Origin of the sequence: Alishewanella jeotgali KCTC 22429 (assembly GCF_000245735.1) — a bacterium.
GTDB lineage: Bacteria > Pseudomonadota > Gammaproteobacteria > Enterobacterales > Alteromonadaceae > Alishewanella > Alishewanella jeotgali.
Window position 1 is genome coordinate 129922 of record NZ_AHTH01000037.1, and the last position, 17323, is coordinate 147244.

Below are 17323 nucleotides of genomic sequence, written 5' to 3' on the forward strand. Positions count from 1 at the left end.
GGGCAAGCATGCGGCAATTTCAAGTTATTCTGCGCAACAGCAGCGTTTTCGCGATCCTAATTGGCCTGTTAACTGGTTGCAGTGAACCGGCTCCGCAAGCGCTAACCGCTCCCGGGTTACCGGAGGTTGGGGTCTATCAGGTTCAATCGCAGTCATTAACGCAAGTCACGGAATTACCCGGCCGTACCACCGACTTCCGCCAGGCAGAAATCCGGCCGCAGGTCAGCGGTATTTTGCAAAAACGGCATTTTACTGAAGGCCAGCAGGTGGCTGCCGGTGAATTGTTATATCAGATTGATCCGGCGCCTTATCAGGCGGCACTTGCCACCGCAGAGGCCAATTTAAGCCGGGCGCAGGCAGCCGCAACCAATGCTGAGCAGCGTCTGAAACGGTTACAGGGGCTGCTCGCTTCGCAAGTGGTCAGTCAGCAGGATGTCGATGATGCGCGCGCCACCTTATTGCAAGCTGCGGCCGAAGTGCAAGCCGCAACAGCGCAGCGGCAGGTGGCACAGATTAACCTGAACTACACCCGCATTACTGCGCCTATTGCTGGTCAAATTGGCCGCTCGCTGGTCACCGAGGGCGCGCTGTTAACTGCAAATCAGAGCGAAGTATTAGCTACTATCCGACAACTTGAGCCTATCTACGTTGATTTAACGCAATCAAGCAGTGAATTGCTGCAATTGCGGCGACAAATTCAGCATGACGGGCAGCAGATGGTCAGCGTAAGCCTGGAGCTGGAAGATGGTAGTCAATATCCGGCACAGGGCGAGTTGCAGTTCTCCGAAGCCAGTGTCGACCCCAGCAGCGGTATGGTGACCTTAAGGGCGGTATTCCCCAATCCGGATGGGCTGCTATTACCCGGCATGTTTGTCCGCGCCAGTCTGGCACAGGCCGGGCAGACGAATGCGGTACTGGTACCGCAAGCGGCAGTAAAGCGTTTGCCTAAGGGCGCGACTCAGGTATTAGTGGTGAATACTCAGCAACAGGTTGAAGCCCGACAAGTTACCCTTGGTCGCAGCTATCGGCAGTACTGGGTCGTGCAGGAAGGGCTGGCCGCCGGTGAGCAGGTGATTGTCGCCGGCTTACAAAAAGTACAGCCGGGTGCTCAGGTGAAAGCGGTAGTGGTGCAGGAGTAACCGATGGCAAATTTCTTTATCAGCCGGCCGATCTTTGCCTGGGTTATCGCCATTGTAATTATGCTGGGTGGTGCCTTATCAATAATGCAGCTGCCAGTGGAGCAGTATCCACGGATCGCGCCACCGGCGGTAACCATTTCCGCCAGCTATCCGGGCGCGTCAGCGCAAACCGCGGAAGATGCGGTAACTCAGGTGATCGAGCAGGCGATGACCGGCCTGGATAACCTGATGTATATGTCGGCGCAAAGTGATTCGTCCGGCAATATCAGTTTAACCCTGACTTTTGAAACTGGCACTAACGCCGATATTGCGCAGGTCCAGGTACAGAACAAGCTACAGCAGGCGATTCCGTTATTGCCGCAGGAAGTGCAGCAACAAGGGGTGCGGGTAGCCAAGTCCAACGGCGCTTTTCTGATGGTGGTGGCCTTTATCTCGGCCGATGGTAGTCTGAACCGCGATGATATAGCTGACTATGTGGTCGCTAACGTACGCGATCCGCTCAGCCGAACCCCCGGCGTCGGTAATGTCACAGTATTTGGTAGTCAGTATGCGATGCGGATCTGGCTGGATGCCGCTAAGTTAAACCAGTTCAATCTGACGCCGGCTGATGTTACGGCGGCGGTTAGGGTGCAAAATAATCAGGTCACCGCCGGCCAGTTAGGCGGCGCACCGGCTTTAGCTGGCCAGCAGTTTAATGCGCCTATTCTGGCACAAACCCGCTTAACCTCGGCCGAGGAATTTGCCAATATTCTGCTGCGGGTTAATGCCGACGGTTCCACCGTAAAATTGGGTGATGTAGCCCGGGTTGAGCTCGGCGGGGAAAACTACTCCATTATGAGCCGCTTTAACGGTCAGGAAGCGACCGGTATTGCGATTGAGTTAGCGACTGGTGCTAATGCTCTGGATACCGCAGCGGCAGTGCGGCAGCGGTTGGAAGAGTTAAAACCTTACTTTCCGGCCGGTTTGGTCACAGAAATTCCATATGATACGACGCCCTTTGTCGAGATTTCGATTAAATCAGTGGTACAAACCCTGATCGAAGCCGTGATCCTGGTATTCCTGGTGATGTATCTGTTCTTGCAGAATTTCCGCGCGACCCTGATCCCAACCCTGGCAGTGCCGGTGGTGTTACTCGGCACCTTTGGCGTGATGGCCGCCTTTGGCTTTTCGATTAATACCCTGACCATGTTTGGTATGGTGTTGGCCATCGGCTTGCTGGTTGATGATGCAATCGTGGTGGTGGAAAACGTTGAGCGGGTAATGACTGAAGAAGGTTTGCCACCGGAAGAAGCAACCCGTAAATCGATGGGGCAGATCACCGGCGCATTGATTGGCATTGGTCTGGTATTGTCGGCAGTTTTCGTGCCGATGGCGTTCTTTGGTGGCGCCACCGGCGCTATCTATAAGCAGTTCTCCATTACCATAGTGACGGCAATGGCGCTGTCGGTACTAGTAGCGTTGATCTTTACCCCGGCGCTGTGCGCGACCATGCTCAAAGCCGGCCATTTACCACCCAGTAAGGGGTTCTTCGGTTGGTTTAACCGCAACTTTGAACGCAGTAACAAAGGCTATCAGCGCGGCGTGGCTGGCATGTTACAGCGGCCCGGTCGCTCGATGCTGGTATATGGCGCCATTGTGGCCATTATGGCGGTAATGTTTATACGCTTACCTACCTCCTTCTTGCCGGAGGAAGATCAGGGCATTTTTCTTAGCATAGTGCAGTTACCTACAGGTGCCAGCCTGGAGCGCACCGAGGCGGTAATGGACAAAATCAGCCAACACTATCAGCAGGATCCGGCCGTTATTTCTGCCTTTACCGTCAGCGGCTTTAGTTTCGCCGGCCGGGGGCAGAACGTTGGTTTAGCCTTCGTACGGTTAAAAGACTGGTCAGAACGTGGGCCGGAAGATAGTGTGCAGGCAGTAATAGGGCGAGCCTACGGTTTTTTCAGCACCATTAAAGAGGCGCAGGTGTTTGCCTTTAACTTACCACCGATCTCAGAGTTAGGGCGGGCGACCGGTTTTAACCTGTACCTGCAGGACCGTGGTGGCCTTGGCCATGAAGCGCTGCTTAATGCCCGTAATCAGTTATTGGGCATGGCGGCAAAAGAGCCGACGTTAATGCAGGTGCGGCCAAATGGTATGGAAGATGCGGCCCAGTTACAAATTGACGTGGATCAGCTAAAAGCTCAGGCGTTGGGTGTATCGCTAAGTGAAATCAACCAAACGCTGGCTATTGGCTGGGGCTCGGCCTATATCAATGATTTCGTCGACCGCGGCCGGGTGAAAAAGGTCTATGTACAGGCCGATCCGGAATTCCGGATGACGCCGGAAGATCTGAACAAATGGTATGTCCGCAATAAGCAGGGCCAGATGGTGAACTTCAGCTCCTTTGCCAGCAGCCGTTGGGAGTATGGTCCGCAGCGTCTGGAACGCTATAACGGGGTCAGCGCCATGGAAATTCAGGGTGAGCCGGCGCCTGGCGTCAGCTCAGGCGATGCGATGGCGACCATGGCGCAACTGGTGCGGCAACTGCCGGCCGGTATCGACTTTGAATGGACTGCAACCTCGTATCAGGAAAAGCTGTCTGGTTCGCAGGCACCGGCCTTATATGCGCTGTCGATCCTGGTGGTCTTCCTCTGTCTGGCGGCGCTGTATGAGAGTTGGTCGGTGCCTTTCGCCGTTGTTCTGGTGGTACCGCTGGGGATTTTCGGTGCGCTCTGTGCCGCCTATTTGCGTGGTCTGGGCAATGATGTCTATTTTCAGGTCGGGTTATTAACCACTATGGGGCTGGCCTCGAAAAACGCCATTCTGATTGTCGAGTTTGCCCGCGAGCTGCAGCAACAGGGCCGTGAACTAAAAGCCGCCATTATCGAAGCTGTCCGCTTACGCTTAAGGCCCATTATTATGACGTCAATGGCGTTCTCATTAGGGGTACTGCCGTTGGTGATCAGTAGTGGCGCCGGCTCTGCCAGTCGCAATGCGATTGGTACCGGTGTACTCGGCGGTATGATCTCTGCGACTGTGTTGGCGGTGTTTCTGGTGCCGATATTTTACTACGTGGTGATGCGCTTCTTTGCGGCTAAGCCGCGTCTCGCGTAAAGCGTGTCACGACTTAAAGGTTTGTACCTTTGCCAGTCTGTTTAGCGGGAAGGATTCCCAGCTTTCAGACTGGCTTTTTTATGCCGTTTAGCATCAGATCGATAAAGGCCGCAGCCTGCTTCAGATCGCAGAAATCGGGTTTCAGCAGATATTTACGGATCAGACCACCCAGATAGGCATGAATGGCACAGGCCGCCAGATCAGGATCGACATCGGCTTGCAACATGCCAGCACTCCGGGCACGTTGTAAGGCGCGGCTGATAATGGCATTGGCTGTTTTGTCCAGCTCCTCCTGGCGCGACACCGCGGGATTTAGCTCATCAATATATTCACAGCGTAAGAATACGATCGATAAGACCCGGAAGTGTCGTTCACTGCTGCTGATCAACGTTAACGATTGGATCAGAAAATCGCGCAGTTGTGCCAGCGGATCGCCCTGCTGCAGCATATCGAGCTGGCCGAGCATTTGCTGAAAGGGCAGCCGGATCCGCTCCAGCATAGCGCTGAACAGTGCTGATTTATTCTCAAAATGCCAGTAAATAGCACCGCGGGTAACGCCGGCAGCGGCGGCAATTTTTTCCAGCGTGGTACGGGATACGCCATGCTGAAAAAACAACTGTTCAGCCGCATCCAGAATCAGTTCGCGGGTGGCTTCGGCTTCAGCTTTGGTTTTACGGGCCATAGACAGGACTTCTTGACTTTTTAACAACGGCCCCGGCAGTGTAGCACGTTGTCGTGGCGGACACTAATACCGGGGCGCGGCACAGCTTAGATCATCATCCAGCCGGTCAGGGTAAAGGCGAGCAGGGCCAGCAGACCACAAAACAGCGCATAAGGCAGCTGGGTTTTTACATGCTCCAGCAGATCACAGCCGGCAGCAACCGAGCTGACTGCGGTACTGTCGGAGATTGGCGAGCAGTGGTCGCCGAAAATGCCGCCGCTTAAAATGGCCGCTAATACCAACTGGGGTGGTAACTCCAGCAGAGTTACCATTGGCATACCAATGGGTACCAGGATCGCAAAGGTCCCCCAGCTGGTGCCGGTAGTGACGGAGATCAGTGAACCGGCCAGGAACAGCAATGCCGGGATCAGAAAATGCGGCACACTCTGATCAACCATGCCAGCAATCACGGCGCCGGTGCCCAGCATCTTTAAACTGGTACCCAGCGCCATCGACAGCAGTACTATGGTAACCACAGGTAATAGCTCTGAGATGCCTTTAAAACCGATATTCACCAACTGCTGGTGCTGAAAGCGCCGGCTAAACAGCATCATGCTATATGCCACCAGACACGCCAGCACAGTTGCATACAGCACCGATTTGGAACCTGAACCCTGCACCAGATTACCGTTACCGGTTAGCAGCATAAAGGCGACCATCGAAAACACCAGTGTTAATAACGGCACCAACATATAGGACGGGTGACTGGCGGGGGTGTCAATTTCGGTATGATCGGCCAGCCGGTTTTGCTGCTGCTCAGCGCGGCGCAGTGGGCCATACACCTTACCGCTAATAATGGTGTACAGCACCACTGCCAGCGTAAACAGCGCATAGAAGTTCAGTGGAATAGTGCCCAGCAGTACAGACACAGCCGGCACCGATAATTCATAGGTGCTAAGCAGTCCCAGCACATAGGCGCCCCAGCCATTGAGCAAAATAATGATACAAATTGGCGAGCTGGTACTGTCGATAATATAAGCCAGCCGGGCCCGGCTCATGCCAAATTTATCAAACAGGCCACGGGTACTGATCCCCTTGGTCAGCGAGCTTAAATTCGATTCAATAAAGGTAAAGAAGCTGATGCCAAAGGTCAGCAAACCGGCCTGGCGTCCGGTGCGGGCTACCCCTTTGCGGATCAACAGCTCCACCGTCGCCGTTACCCCACCGGAATAGCGTAAATAGGCCAGTAAGCCGCCGACCAGTAACGAGAACATCAGAATACGGGCATTACCGGCATCCGCCGTAACCTCGACAATCCGCTCCAGAGTCTGGATACTGCCGTTTAACAGTAAACTGGCGCCCAGTCCCTGGCCCTGCTGGATAAAGATCAGCAATTCGGCAGTACAAAGCGACAACAACAGCGCCAGGATCACTTCCTTGCGCCACAACACCACGGCAATAGCGACGATTGCCGGTAACAGGGTAAGCCAGTCTGACACGAAATCCTCCGTTGGCGGGGTCGGTCTGCCTTATTTGCCGGGGTACTGAGCCGATAGTGGGGTAGGGTACCCTGGCGCTGACAGTTTCTTTTGTTAAGATTTTATACAGGGGAAACGACGGCGCTGCAAGGCTTGTCTGTCAGACATTTGGTGCTGCCAGGTTATTGTCTTTACAACCTTTTGTATTTGTGCCTGAATAAGTATTGCAGCGGCAAGGGGTTTATTATGAATAAATGGTTACTGATCTTACTCTGGGTGGCTGGCATGACGATGGCACAGGCAACGACACTTGAACATTATCAACCTTACCTGCAACCGGGCTTCGATAAGCCCAGATTGCAACTGGCTGATATTGAACCTTTAATTAAGCAGTATGCCAGTGATCCGGCAGTAACGGTGACCGAGCTGGGCCGCTCGGTAGAAAACCGGCCAATCTATTTACTTAAGCTCGGGCAAGGCAAAAAACGCGTGCTGGCCTGGTCGCAGATGCATGGCGATGAACATACCGCAACCGCTGCCTTATTTGATTTATTGCGCTATACGCTAGCACCAGAGCAACAGGCCTGGCGCGAGCAGTGGTTTTCCGAAATCACCCTGTATCTGGTGCCCATGCTGAACCCTGATGGTGCTGCCCGGAACAGCCGGGTCAATGCCCAGGGCATAGATATTAACCGTGATGCGCTGGCGCTACAGAGTCCGGAAGGCCGCCTGCTGATGCAGCTGGCGCGGCAAATCCAGCCAGATTATGGCTTTAACTTGCATGATCAGAACCGCTTTCATGCCGCCGGTGAGGCTCCGAACCCGGCAACCATTTCACTGCTGGCACCTGCCTATAACGCAGCACGCGACATTAACGACAGCCGCCGGCGTGCGATGCAGCTGATTGCGCATATCAAACCCTGGTTGGATACTCAGATCCCGGATCATCTGGGCCGCTATAACGATACCTGGTCGCCGCGCTCCTTTGGCGATACCTTTGCCGGTATGGGCATCAGTACGGTGTTAGTCGAGGCCGGAGGCCATCGTGCCGACGATAATCGCCAGGTGGCACGGCGGCTGAATTTCCAGTTGTATGTGGCCTGGTTAAATGCGATTGCCAGCGGCAGTTATCGTGCGGCCCCACTCAGTGATTATGAAGCGATCCCCTTTAACCGCAGTGGTGGCTTAAAAGATTTGATCCTGAAAAATCTGCAGGTCCGGGTTGCGGACACTGACGCGGTGCTGGATATCGGCGTGAATTTTCATACCGAAGGCGATAGCTATGCCCGGATCCATGAGCTGGGCGATCTGAGTGGCTATGGCGCCTACCATCTGTTCGACGTGACGGGGCTGCGTTATCAGCAAGGCCGTGCCTATCCGCTGAGCGAGCCGTTACTGTTGGACGATCAGCGTTATCAGCAGCTACTACGGCAAGGTTATACCCACTTTAGTGGCGACGCCAAATTGCTGCAGCGACAAACCCGGTTACCGGTACTGGTTAATCCGCTGCGGCCAACGCAAAGTGCGCCACAGTTGCGGCAAGGTGCGACCTTTTTACTACTGAATAGCCAGGGTGAGGTGGTTCAGGTACTGTTAAACGGCCAGCTGCTACACTTAGCCAACCTGGAATTAAAGAATCCTCTGGGGACCTAGCCAAAAAAGGAACTTACTATGCGCAAACCATACCTGTATTTACCACTGTTACTTGCCAGCAGCCTGGTACTTCTGACGGCCTGTTCACCTGAGCCGGCCAACACCGCTCCGCAACCGGGAGCCGGCAGCATGCAACTGAGCAGTAATAGCCGTGACTCGCTGGACTGGGCCGGCAGCTATCAGGGGATCTTACCCTGCGCCAGTTGTGAAGGGATTAAAACCACGCTGACGCTAAGCGCCGATGGTCAATTCCAGCTGCAAAGTATTTATCTTGGTGAAGAGCCGGATAATGAATTTAACGAAACGGGGCGTTTTAGCTGGGATACCAGTGGCGGCAAAATCCGGCTGGAGAGCGAAAGTCAGGAAAATCGCTGGTTTCGGGTGGAAGAAAATGCGGTGCGGCAGCTGGATCAGCAGGGTGAGCTGATTACTGGCGACCTGGCCGAGCATTATCGTTTGGCTAAGGTCGCGACAGAGGTGGCAGCGGTGACGGCCGGTGAAGCCGTGCAGCCAGATTTGCTTGACCGCGATTGGCAACTGACGGAGCTGCAGGGTCAGGCAGTGGCTGCTGATAGTGGTGCCTTTATCCATTTTGCGGCCGATGGCAAAGTCTGGGGCCGTTCTGGCTGTAACCGCTTTAGTGGCAGCTGGCAGGGTTCAGCCTATCGGATCCAGCTGGGGCAGCTTGCCGGCACCATGATGGCCTGTGCCGAAGATAAAATGGCACTGGAGCAGGCGTTTTTAGCGCAGCTGGCGCTGGCAGATAATTATACGCTGGCAAATGGCGAGCTGAGCCTGAACAAGGCCCGGATGGCACCGCTGGCGCGCTTTAGCGTAACAGCGGCGGCGGATTAATCATTCTGGATAGAGTAAATACGGTTGGCGTTGCAGCCTGAACTGCTGCAACGCACTTTGCCAGCTATCGCGGATCTGTGGCTCACTGTCACCACGTTCAATTTGTAACCGCAACTGATCGGTGCCGGCCAACTTATCCATAAAGTCCGGTGCCGTGAACATCACTTTGGCGTGACTGGCAAACAGCTGCTGCCAGCGCATCAGATAGCTCAGCGTTAAGCCGTCTGTGCTGACCTGACGCAGATCTTCACCATAGACTTTTTTATCTTTTAACGGCGGATTTAATGCTGCACCCGGCGTGCTGACCGGGACAAAGCTAAATTCGTCGCTGGCAAACTGATCATAACCCAGCACCTGAAACGGGAAGGGGGTACCGCGCCCGACCGACAGGGCTGTGGCTTCAAAAAAGCCCAGTGAAGGGTAGAGCCGGACCGCCTGGGCATTGGGTAGATTCGGGCTGGGTGGGATTGGTAATTCGTATGGCAGATCGCGCTGATAATTGGCATTTGGGATCACCGTTAACTGCAGCTTTTCCGCATTGGCGATCCACTGCTCGCCTTTGATCATCAGTGCCAGCTCGCCAACCGTCATGCCATGTAACAGCGGGATCGGGTGCATGCCAACAAAGGACTGAAATTTTAAATCCAGCACCGGGCCGTCCAGATAAGCACCATTCGGGTTTGGCCGGTCCAGGATCAGCATCGCAACCCCGGCAGCGGCGGCAGCCTCCATCATATAGTGCATTGAGCTGATGTAGGTGTAATAGCGCACCCCGACATCCTGAATATCAAAGATCACCAGGTCCAGTTGCTGCAGTAAACTCAGATCCGGTTTTTTACTGGCGCCATACATCGACCAGATCGGCAGGCCGGTGCGGGGATCGCGGCTATCACCGACACGGGCGCCGGCGTCGTAATCGCCGCGAAAACCATGTTCAGGTGCAAAGATGCCGACCACCTGCACTTGTTGCTGTAACAGGAAATCGACCAGATGCTGTTCGCCGACTCTGGAGGTTTGATTAACCAGTAAGCCCACTTTTTTACCGGCCAGCAGCGGCAAATAGCGCTCCGGTTGCTCGGCACCGGTGCGAATGGCTGCACTGTCAGCCAGCGCCGGCTGGCCACTACATAGCACTAACCATAACAGGACCAATAGCAGCTGTTTCATTGCAGCGCCTCCAGAGCTTTACGCACAAAACCTCCCTCTGCCAGCAGTTGTGCCCGACAGGCCTCGACCGGCTGGCCGCTGAGTAAATGCAATATCGCCAGCTTAGCACTCTGTTCACAACGCGCCAGTGCCTGCTCGGCAGTTGGCTGATCGCAGTCGGTGGCCTGCATCACAATGCGCACGGCGCGCGCCACCAGTTTTTGATTACTGGCGTGCAGATCAACCATCAAATTCTGATAGACCTTGCCGCTTAACACCATAGCAGCGGTGCTGAGCATATTTAAAATCATTTTCTGGGCGCTGCCGGCTTTCATCCGGGTAGAGCCGGTCACCACTTCCGGGCCGACTTCGGCACAGATCGCGATATCAGCGGCAGCCAGAATAGGCGCACCGGCATTGCAGCTGATGGCAACGGTTACCGCACCACAGCGGCGGGCGTAGGCCAGGCCGCCCATCACATAAGGTGTGCGGCCACTGGCTGCGATACCAACCAGAATATCCTGCGGCTGAAAGCTGATCTGCTGCAGATCCTGCTCCGCCAGTTGCGGATTATCTTCGGCACCTTCGACCGCTTTATAAATGGCATTGGCGCCACCGGCGATCAGGCCAATGACCTGGGAGTCTGGCACGCTGTAGGTCGGCGGACATTCAACGGCATCCAGAATGCCGAGCCGGCCGCTGGTGCCGGCCCCCAGATAAATCAACCGGCCACCTTTGGCAAAGGCCTGCACTATCTGTTCTACCGCCTGAGCGATCTGCGGTAGTGCCGGTGTAATGCTGTTGGCTACTTGTTGATCCGCCTGATTAATCAGTTGAACCAGCTGCAGGCTACTGAGCTGATCCAGGTTCCGACTTGCGGCATTGCGGGCTTCTGTGCTCATTGTGGCTAATTGGGCAAGCAAGGTACTGGTACTCATCAGGCCTCCGAAGGTGCAGTTGCTAAGGCTTGTGCCAGCACCAGGCCGCCGGTCAGGGCATCGCCGCTGGCGGCGTGTAACCGCTGTTGTAATAAGGGTGACAGCTGCGCCGTGCAGGCGGTTGCCAGCCCGCCCAGCAACACCAGGGGCAAGTCCTGGCCAGCCAGGCAACATAATGCCAGCTGATTAATGGCATCGGCCTGACGGGCCTGCAGGCGTTGGGCTGCCGGCTCACTGGCATATTGGTATACCAGCGGCGCCAGGGCAGCAAAGTCACTGGCCGTCGCTTGTTTCAGCCAGGGCAGCAGGCTGGCAGCATCTTTGCCGCAGCGCGCGGCTACTGCCGAGAACAGCGGAGTGAACGGCTTTTGCCAATCCAGTTGCCATAACAGTTCCCGCACCAATTCCCGGCCCAGCCAGGCGCCGCCGCCTTCGTCACCGATATTAAAACCCCAGCCACCTACCTGCAGTTCAGTGCCATCGGCTTCTAAGCGCATCGCCACTGAACCGGTACCGATAGCGACCACCGCTACAGGCTTGCCCTGATTAGCGCCATACAATGAGGTACGGGCATCGGTGGTGAGCTGCCATCTGGCAAAGGGTAAGGCCAGTTGTTGACTAAAGGCTTTATGCAGTGCCGGATTGCCGGCACCGGCCAGACCAATTACCGCCGTGATCGCGGCCGGGCTGATGCCGGCCTGACGACACAGATCCTGCACCAGTGAGCGCACATTTATCAGCGCTTGTTGTAAATCATTGGTCAACTGAGCCGGGCCACTGACGGCTTGCCAGCGTTGACCACTAACTACAGCTTGCAGCACACCGGCTGTTTTGGTACCACCGCCATCGATGGCCAGAAGATACGACATACAGATTCCTCTTAACGGGAGGTTGTCAGCGCATCCGCCGCCACTTTGGCGGGCGAACCACTGACACAAACTAAAAAGGCGACCAGACTACCGAGGCAGAGTTGCCAGGTAAAGCCGAGATCCAGCGCAGCCAGCGTTGGGCTGATTTGCTGCAACACATAAGGTTGTAGCAACAAGGTCACGCCAAAGCCGGTTAGCAGCGCCGCAGTTACCGAACGGCTATTGCCGCGACGGGTAAAGAGCGCAGTAAAGAACACGCCAAGTAAACCGCTGTAGGAAAACACCATCACGCTTAACGCAAAGGCCAGCAGCGGCATATCGGAATATTGCTGCCAGTAGTAACACAGCACCGCCATCAGCGACAGCGCCAGGGCGGTGAGCAACATTGCCAGCTGCCCGGCCCGCACCAGATGCCGCTCACTGCCAGCGCTTTGCTGTGCAACGCCCGTACTTTGCCGTTTGCGCCACCAGGGGGCATAAAGATCCGCCACCAGTACCGAGGCCATGGAGTTTAAGCCCGAGGTAATGGTCGACAGTGCTGCCGCTATCACGCCCACTACGACCAGACCGCGCAGGCCGGAGGGCAGTTCGTTCAGCACATAGTACATAAAGACCGTAACCTTCTCGCCCTGAAAGCTGTCGGCTAACAGGGCGCTGCCCTGATGCAGATCGGCGCGCTGATAAAAGATATACAGCAAAAAGCCAATTAAGATAAAGACCAGCATCACCGGGATCACCAGCAAGGCGGAAGAGAGCAGCGCCTTAGCACCTTGCTGCGGGGTTTTGCAGGTTAGCACCCGCTGCGTCATATCCTGATCCAGACCAAAGGCGGCAATATTCAGCAGCACAAAGCCGGTCAGTGCCGACCAGATATTAAAGACGCCACTACTGCTAAAATCGACCGAAAAATCCAACAGCAATAATTTCGAACCGTCCTGCTCCAGCGGATGACGCAGGGCCTCCAGTAATACCGGCCAGGGCAGGCTTAAACTGCTGTACAGATATACCAGCACCACCAGCGCAGCAGTAACATAGACCAAACATTGCAGCGCATCGGTATAGATCACCGAGCGGATACCACCCGCCATGGTACACAGCAGGCCAATGCCAGCCAGCAGCGCCACCGAGATCATTACACCACTGGCGTCGATATGGTTAAATAGCAGCATAGAGACCGCCAGCGCCGCCATAAATAAGCGGGCACCGCTGGCAAAGACCCGGCCGAATAAGTACATCTGACCGGCATGACTTTTGGCACTGGCACTAAAGCGCTGTTCCAGCAATTCATAGACGGTAGTGACTTTCAGGGCGTAATAGCGCGGGATCAGAAAGCGCATCACAAAGAACGCTGCCAGCACGGCGCCGATATTCGAGGCCAGATAACTCAGGTTGCCGCGAAAGCCCAGATCCGGGCCGCCCAGAAAGGTCGCGGCAGATTGTGAGGTCGCCAGCACTGAAATGGCCACCAGGGCGGCAGGCATGGTGTTGGCACCCAGAAAGTAATCGCTGCTATTTTGCGCCCGCTTTTGATTAACCCACCAGGCAAGCAGGGCGAGCACAAAAAAATAGCTGCAAAAGACCAGCCAATCTACTAAGGTGAGCTGCATAAGCGGCAAGTCCGTGGTTTTACCGGGCCCCGTCGGCTGAGGGGCAGTTTTTTAAGCAGCAGTAAAGCATAACTGCTAAGCGATGAACAGTGTAAACTATTCGTGTTTGCGAAAAATTCATGAATAAATTATGTTGGACGGCGTTCAACTTTCTACACAGGGAGCATAACTGTGGCGGTAGTAAGCAAAGCTGGCTTAGGTAAATGGCTGGGGAGTGTAATGATGATCTGTAGTCTTGGCGCCAGTAGTCTGACAGAGGCCGCTGCCAAACAAAAAACGCCGCCAGTGCGGCAGATGCTGGGCCAGAAATTAATGCTGGATCTGCGTTATTATTGCGAGCAGCCGGTGGCGCCCGGAGCCTGTCGCACCCCGCTAACCCAGTTACCGCCAGCGCTGGCAGAGTTGATTACGCAACATCATATCGGCGGGGTGATCCTGTTTGCTGAGAATCTGCAGGATCCGGAGCAAATCGTTAAACTGAATCTGGAATTACAGCAGGCTGCCGCCAAAGCCGGCGTTTTGCCGTTATTTATTGGGATTGATCAGGAAGGGGGCCGGGTAGCCCGCTTACCACGGCAACAATCCACCTCCTTTAGCGGCAATATGGCAATAGGCGCAACCTTTGCCCAGCACGGCAACCGCTTTGCCACTGAGGTGGGGCAAATCCTAGCCACAGAATTGCTGAGCCTGGGCATTAACGTTAACTTTGCGCCCACTGTTGATGTCAACGTGAATCCACAGAACCCGGTAATTAATGTGCGCTCCTTTGGTGAAGAGCCGCATAAGGTCGCGGTACTGGGCAGCGCCATGACCAAAGCCATGCAGCAAAAAGGCTTGCTGGTATCACTGAAACATTTCCCCGGCCACGGCGATACCCATGTTGATAGTCATCTCGGTTTGCCGCGGGTCGATCACAGTAAAGAGCAGATCGCCCGCGTCGACTTACTGCCTTTTGCCCAGATTATCAAAGAAGCTGCGCCGGCGATGATTATGACCGCGCATATTCAGTTCCCGGCGCTGGATAGCAGTACCTTTAGCAGCAAAAACGGCGAACAGATGGTCAAGCCGGCAACCTTGTCGCGCAGCATCCTGACCGGCGTACTGCGCGAACAGCTGAATTATCAGGGCCTGATTGTGACCGATGCACTGGATATGGCCGGGATCAGCCATTTCTTTACTGTGCCACAGGCGGTGATTGAAACCTTCGCTGCCGGGGCGGATATTGCCCTGATGCCGGTAAAGCTGCAAAGCCCGGCGGAGCTGGCCAATCTGGCGGCGTTACTGGACGAGCTGGAGGCGGCGGTACAAAGCGGCAAGTTGTCGCAGCGCGAACTGTACGCCTCCTATCAGCGGATAGTGGCCGCCAAGCAGCCGCTGCAAAGCCAGGCCAGGCCGGATGCCCGTTTGGCCCGCACTGTGTTGGCTAATCCGTTACACCGGGCCAGTGAACTGGCATTGGCGCGGGCCGCCGTGACCGTGGTGAAAGGCGAATCCAGCCTGCCGCTGAATTTAACCAACAAAACCACAGTGCTGCTGATGCCGGATCTGAGCAAGGGCACCTTGCTGAAAAATTACCTTAAGCAGCTCGCTCCCAATGCCGGTAACATTGAGCTGATTAGTCTGCAACGACTAAATTTGGATCAGGCGAAGCAGCAAATTGCCGCCGCCGATCAGGTGATTGCCGGTTTTATCTCGCCAATGCAATCTTTAGCAGAAATTGGTGGTATGGATGATTTATCCGGCATTCGCAATCTGGGCGAGGCTTATCAACAACAGCAGCAGTATTTTTTACAACTGCTGCAGTACGGTGCGGCGCTGAAGAAACCGCAAACCTTTGTCAGTCTGCGCTCGCCTTATGAGATCAGCCTGTATGCTCCCTATGCAGAGCGGACACTGGCAACCTACGCCTATCACGGCTGGCAGGATGAAAAAGGTAACTGGGTTAGCCCGGTGTATCAGGCATTAGCCGAGGTGTTATTAGGTCAGAGTAAAGCAACCGGCCGCTTACCGGTGACGCTGGTGACGCAACCGGAAAACTGAGATGCTATTGCAACACTGTCAGCAGATCTTAGCCAAACAACCGGCCAACCGCATGCTGGCGCTGGATGCGCTGCGCGGGCTGGCGATCCTGGCGATGATACTGGTGAATAATCCGGGCAGCTGGCAGTATGTCTACCCGCCGTTATTACATGCCGAGTGGCATGGTTGGACGCCCACCGATCTGATTTTCCCGGCTTTTCTGGTGATGGTGGGGATGGCAATCCCTTACAGCCTGGCAGGCCGGCAGCTGCTACCCAAAGCGGAGCAGATCCGCCAGGGCGCCATCCGGGCACTAAAGCTGTATCTGTTGGGGCTGTTTCTGGTGCTGTTTTACTATAATTTCCGTGACCCCAATTACAGCTATCTGCAACAGAAACTGCTGACAGTGCGCTGGTCCGGTGTATTACAACGCATTGGTATTGTCTATTTTTGTACATTATTGATTGTGCTGTACAGCGGGACCCGCGGCCGCATTCTGTGGTTAAGCGGGTTATGCCTGTTATATTTTTTGCTGATGCAGTTTGTGCCCTACCGCGATAACTACGGCCATACCTTTGTTGGTTTGTGGGAACATGGTAATAATCTGGCGGCCTGGCTTGATCATCAGCTGCTGGGGCCAAATCATGTGTATTTTCGTAGCGCCACGCCCTTTGCCTTCGATCCTGAGGGCATTCTGAGCACCCTGCCGGCGATTGCCAGCTGTTTAAGCGGGGTATTAATGGCGCAGCTGCTGCAGAGTAAGGCGGAGCTGGCATTTAAGCTGCGGGTGCTGTTGCTATCCGGTCTGGCGGCGGTTTGGATCGCCGAGCTGGCGCATCCGGCCTTGCCGATTAACAAGATGCTGTGGACACCGACCTTTGTGCTGCTAAGTAGCGGTTTCACTGCGGTAATCCTGGCGCTGTTTCTGTGGTTAACGGAAATGAAGCGCTACCGGCTCTGGACGGCGCCGCTGTTGGTATTTGGCGTAAATGCCATTTTATTCTTTATGTTGGCCGGGGTGGCGGCGCGGGTGTTATCGATGGTGCCGGTTGCTGGCACCACGCTGGGAAACTGGCTGTACCGCAGTGCTTTCCAGCCACTGTTTGGTGACTATAACGGCTCGTTAGCCTACGCCATCTGCTTTTTGCTGTTGTCTTATATCGGTATGCTTTACTGCTATCGTCGCGGCTGGATTTTTAAGGTGTAGCAGCTAACTGAATAAGGCCAGCCGGCTTAAAAACTGCTGGCCGTGTTGCGACATCAGCCATAACAGTAACAGGCAGTTACCCAGTACCACTAACCAGAATTCCCGCTGAAATAACGCTTTACTGCGCTTATGCGCCAGTTTTTTCTGCGCCACCAGAGCGCCGGGCCAGCCGCCAATCAGACTAAACATTTGCAGACTTTCTTCCGGCAGGCGTTGGGTTTGCCGGGCCACAGCGGCATTTTTATCGGCCTGATACAACCAGTAGGTAAAGAGGCTGGCTTCCAGATATAAGATAGGTAACAGGTAGGGCAGGGTACCGAATAGCAGCGCAATAATCACCAGCATCAAAAAGGCGGCGCGAAAATACAGTGCCACATCCTGGGTATAATCCAAATCAACGCTGCTAAGCCGTGGTAAAGGGTGTTGCCGGGCCGCCGGGTTGGCGCTTAGGATCTTCAGCTGAGTGGCAATAGGCCGGCCCTGTTTATCGGTGCCAATACTAAACTGCAGCTCATCACCTTCAGCCGGGCGGCTTTTACTGTCGGTAAAATCCCGGATATGAAAAAACAGCTTCTGCTCAGTTTGCTGACACAGCAAAAAGCCGAAGCCCTTTTTATCCTGCCAGAATACGACCTTACCCGTCAGCTGCATC

The 17323-nt window shown here is 55.0% G+C and carries 13 protein-coding genes; 6 read left to right on the forward strand and 7 right to left on the reverse strand.

The features are described 5' to 3' along the window. Window positions 1-8 precede the first annotated feature (8 nt). Both AJE_RS11230 and AJE_RS11235 read left to right on the forward strand, forming a co-directional pair. Window positions 9-1139, forward strand: coding sequence for an efflux RND transporter periplasmic adaptor subunit (locus tag AJE_RS11230; RefSeq protein ID WP_008950946.1), 1131 nt, complete (start codon window positions 9-11; stop codon window positions 1137-1139). A 3-nt stretch (window positions 1140-1142) separates the two neighbouring features. After that, the gene (locus tag AJE_RS11235; protein ID WP_008950947.1) at window positions 1143-4238 is read left to right on the forward strand and encodes an efflux RND transporter permease subunit; all 3096 of its coding nucleotides are present in this window, start codon (window positions 1143-1145) and stop codon (window positions 4236-4238) included. Between the two features lie 64 nt (window positions 4239-4302). Here AJE_RS11235 and AJE_RS11240 read toward each other — a convergent pair whose 3' ends face one another. Together AJE_RS11240 and AJE_RS11245 are read right to left on the reverse strand one after the other, a co-directional pair. Next, entirely contained in the window at window positions 4303-4920 is a 618-nt protein-coding gene (locus AJE_RS11240; RefSeq protein WP_008950948.1) for a TetR family transcriptional regulator, read from the reverse strand. Window positions 4921-5006: 86 nt separating this feature from the next. Then, window positions 5007-6398, reverse strand: coding sequence for a Na+/H+ antiporter NhaC family protein (locus AJE_RS11245; RefSeq protein ID WP_008950949.1), 1392 nt, complete (start codon window positions 6396-6398; stop codon window positions 5007-5009). 225 nt (window positions 6399-6623) lie between these two features. Here AJE_RS11245 and AJE_RS11250 point away from each other — a divergent pair, with 225 nt between their 5' ends. Both AJE_RS11250 and AJE_RS11255 read left to right on the forward strand, forming a co-directional pair. Further along, the gene (locus AJE_RS11250; RefSeq protein ID WP_008950950.1) at window positions 6624-8030 is read left to right on the forward strand and encodes a M14 family zinc carboxypeptidase; all 1407 of its coding nucleotides are present in this window, start codon (window positions 6624-6626) and stop codon (window positions 8028-8030) included. Window positions 8031-8048: 18 nt separating this feature from the next. Next, on the forward strand, window positions 8049-8885 hold the full coding sequence (locus AJE_RS11255; RefSeq protein WP_008950951.1) for a copper resistance protein NlpE N-terminal domain-containing protein: 837 nt from the start codon (window positions 8049-8051) through the stop codon (window positions 8883-8885). Here the strand turns inward: AJE_RS11255 and AJE_RS11260 are convergent, their stop codons facing one another. From AJE_RS11260 to AJE_RS11275, 4 genes are read right to left on the reverse strand one after another with little or no spacing between them, the layout of a single operon-like run. Beyond that, window positions 8886-10052, reverse strand: a complete 1167-nt coding sequence (locus AJE_RS11260; RefSeq protein ID WP_008950952.1) for an exo-beta-N-acetylmuramidase NamZ family protein — start codon at window positions 10050-10052, stop codon at window positions 8886-8888. Beyond that, on the reverse strand, window positions 10049-10969 hold the full coding sequence (murQ, locus tag AJE_RS11265; protein ID WP_008950953.1) for an N-acetylmuramic acid 6-phosphate etherase: 921 nt from the start codon (window positions 10967-10969) through the stop codon (window positions 10049-10051). Before murQ ends, AJE_RS11260 begins: the two co-directional genes overlap by 4 nt. Next, window positions 10969-11838 (reverse strand): glucosamine kinase nucleotide-binding domain-containing protein, encoded by an 870-nt coding sequence (locus tag AJE_RS11270; protein WP_008950954.1) that lies wholly within the window; start codon window positions 11836-11838, stop codon window positions 10969-10971. The genes murQ and AJE_RS11270 overlap by 1 nt, the downstream gene beginning before the upstream one ends. An 11-nt stretch (window positions 11839-11849) precedes the next feature. After that, window positions 11850-13445 (reverse strand): sodium:solute symporter, encoded by a 1596-nt coding sequence (locus AJE_RS11275; RefSeq protein WP_008950955.1) that lies wholly within the window; start codon window positions 13443-13445, stop codon window positions 11850-11852. A gap of 171 nt (window positions 13446-13616) precedes the next feature. Here AJE_RS11275 and AJE_RS11280 point away from each other — a divergent pair, with 171 nt between their 5' ends. Then, entirely contained in the window at window positions 13617-15485 is a 1869-nt protein-coding gene (locus tag AJE_RS11280; protein WP_008950956.1) for a glycoside hydrolase family 3 protein, read from the forward strand. A 1-nt stretch (window position 15486) separates the two neighbouring features. Continuing rightward, a complete protein-coding gene (locus tag AJE_RS11285) occupies window positions 15487-16671 on the forward strand; it encodes an acyltransferase family protein (protein ID WP_008950957.1) in 1185 nt (394 codons plus the stop codon). Window positions 16672-16674: 3 nt separating this feature from the next. On the opposite strand, the gene AJE_RS11290 is transcribed toward AJE_RS11285, so the two are convergent. Then, window positions 16675-17322 (reverse strand): DUF1294 domain-containing protein, encoded by a 648-nt coding sequence (locus AJE_RS11290; protein WP_008950958.1) that lies wholly within the window; start codon window positions 17320-17322, stop codon window positions 16675-16677. Between the last annotated feature and the right edge of the window lies 1 nt (window position 17323).

Coding starts and splice junctions, on each gene's coding strand:
- AJE_RS11235 (WP_008950947.1), top strand. CDS start 1,143: ATGGCAAATTTCTTTATCAGCCGGCCGATCTTTGCCTGGGTTATCGCC.
- murQ (WP_008950953.1), bottom strand. CDS start 10,969: ATGAGTACCAGTACCTTGCTTGCCCAATTAGCCACAATGAGCACAGAA.
- AJE_RS11270 (WP_008950954.1), bottom strand. CDS start 11,838: ATGTCGTATCTTCTGGCCATCGATGGCGGTGGTACCAAAACAGCCGGT.
- AJE_RS11250 (WP_008950950.1), top strand. CDS start 6,624: ATGAATAAATGGTTACTGATCTTACTCTGGGTGGCTGGCATGACGATG.
- AJE_RS11255 (WP_008950951.1), top strand. CDS start 8,049: ATGCGCAAACCATACCTGTATTTACCACTGTTACTTGCCAGCAGCCTG.
- AJE_RS11290 (WP_008950958.1), bottom strand. CDS start 17,322: ATGCAGCTGACGGGTAAGGTCGTATTCTGGCAGGATAAAAAGGGCTTC.
- AJE_RS11275 (WP_008950955.1), bottom strand. CDS start 13,445: ATGCAGCTCACCTTAGTAGATTGGCTGGTCTTTTGCAGCTATTTTTTT.
- AJE_RS11240 (WP_008950948.1), bottom strand. CDS start 4,920: ATGGCCCGTAAAACCAAAGCTGAAGCCGAAGCCACCCGCGAACTGATT.
- AJE_RS11260 (WP_008950952.1), bottom strand. CDS start 10,052: ATGAAACAGCTGCTATTGGTCCTGTTATGGTTAGTGCTATGTAGTGGC.
- AJE_RS11285 (WP_008950957.1), top strand. CDS start 15,487: ATGCTATTGCAACACTGTCAGCAGATCTTAGCCAAACAACCGGCCAAC.
- AJE_RS11230 (WP_008950946.1), top strand. CDS start 9: ATGCGGCAATTTCAAGTTATTCTGCGCAACAGCAGCGTTTTCGCGATC.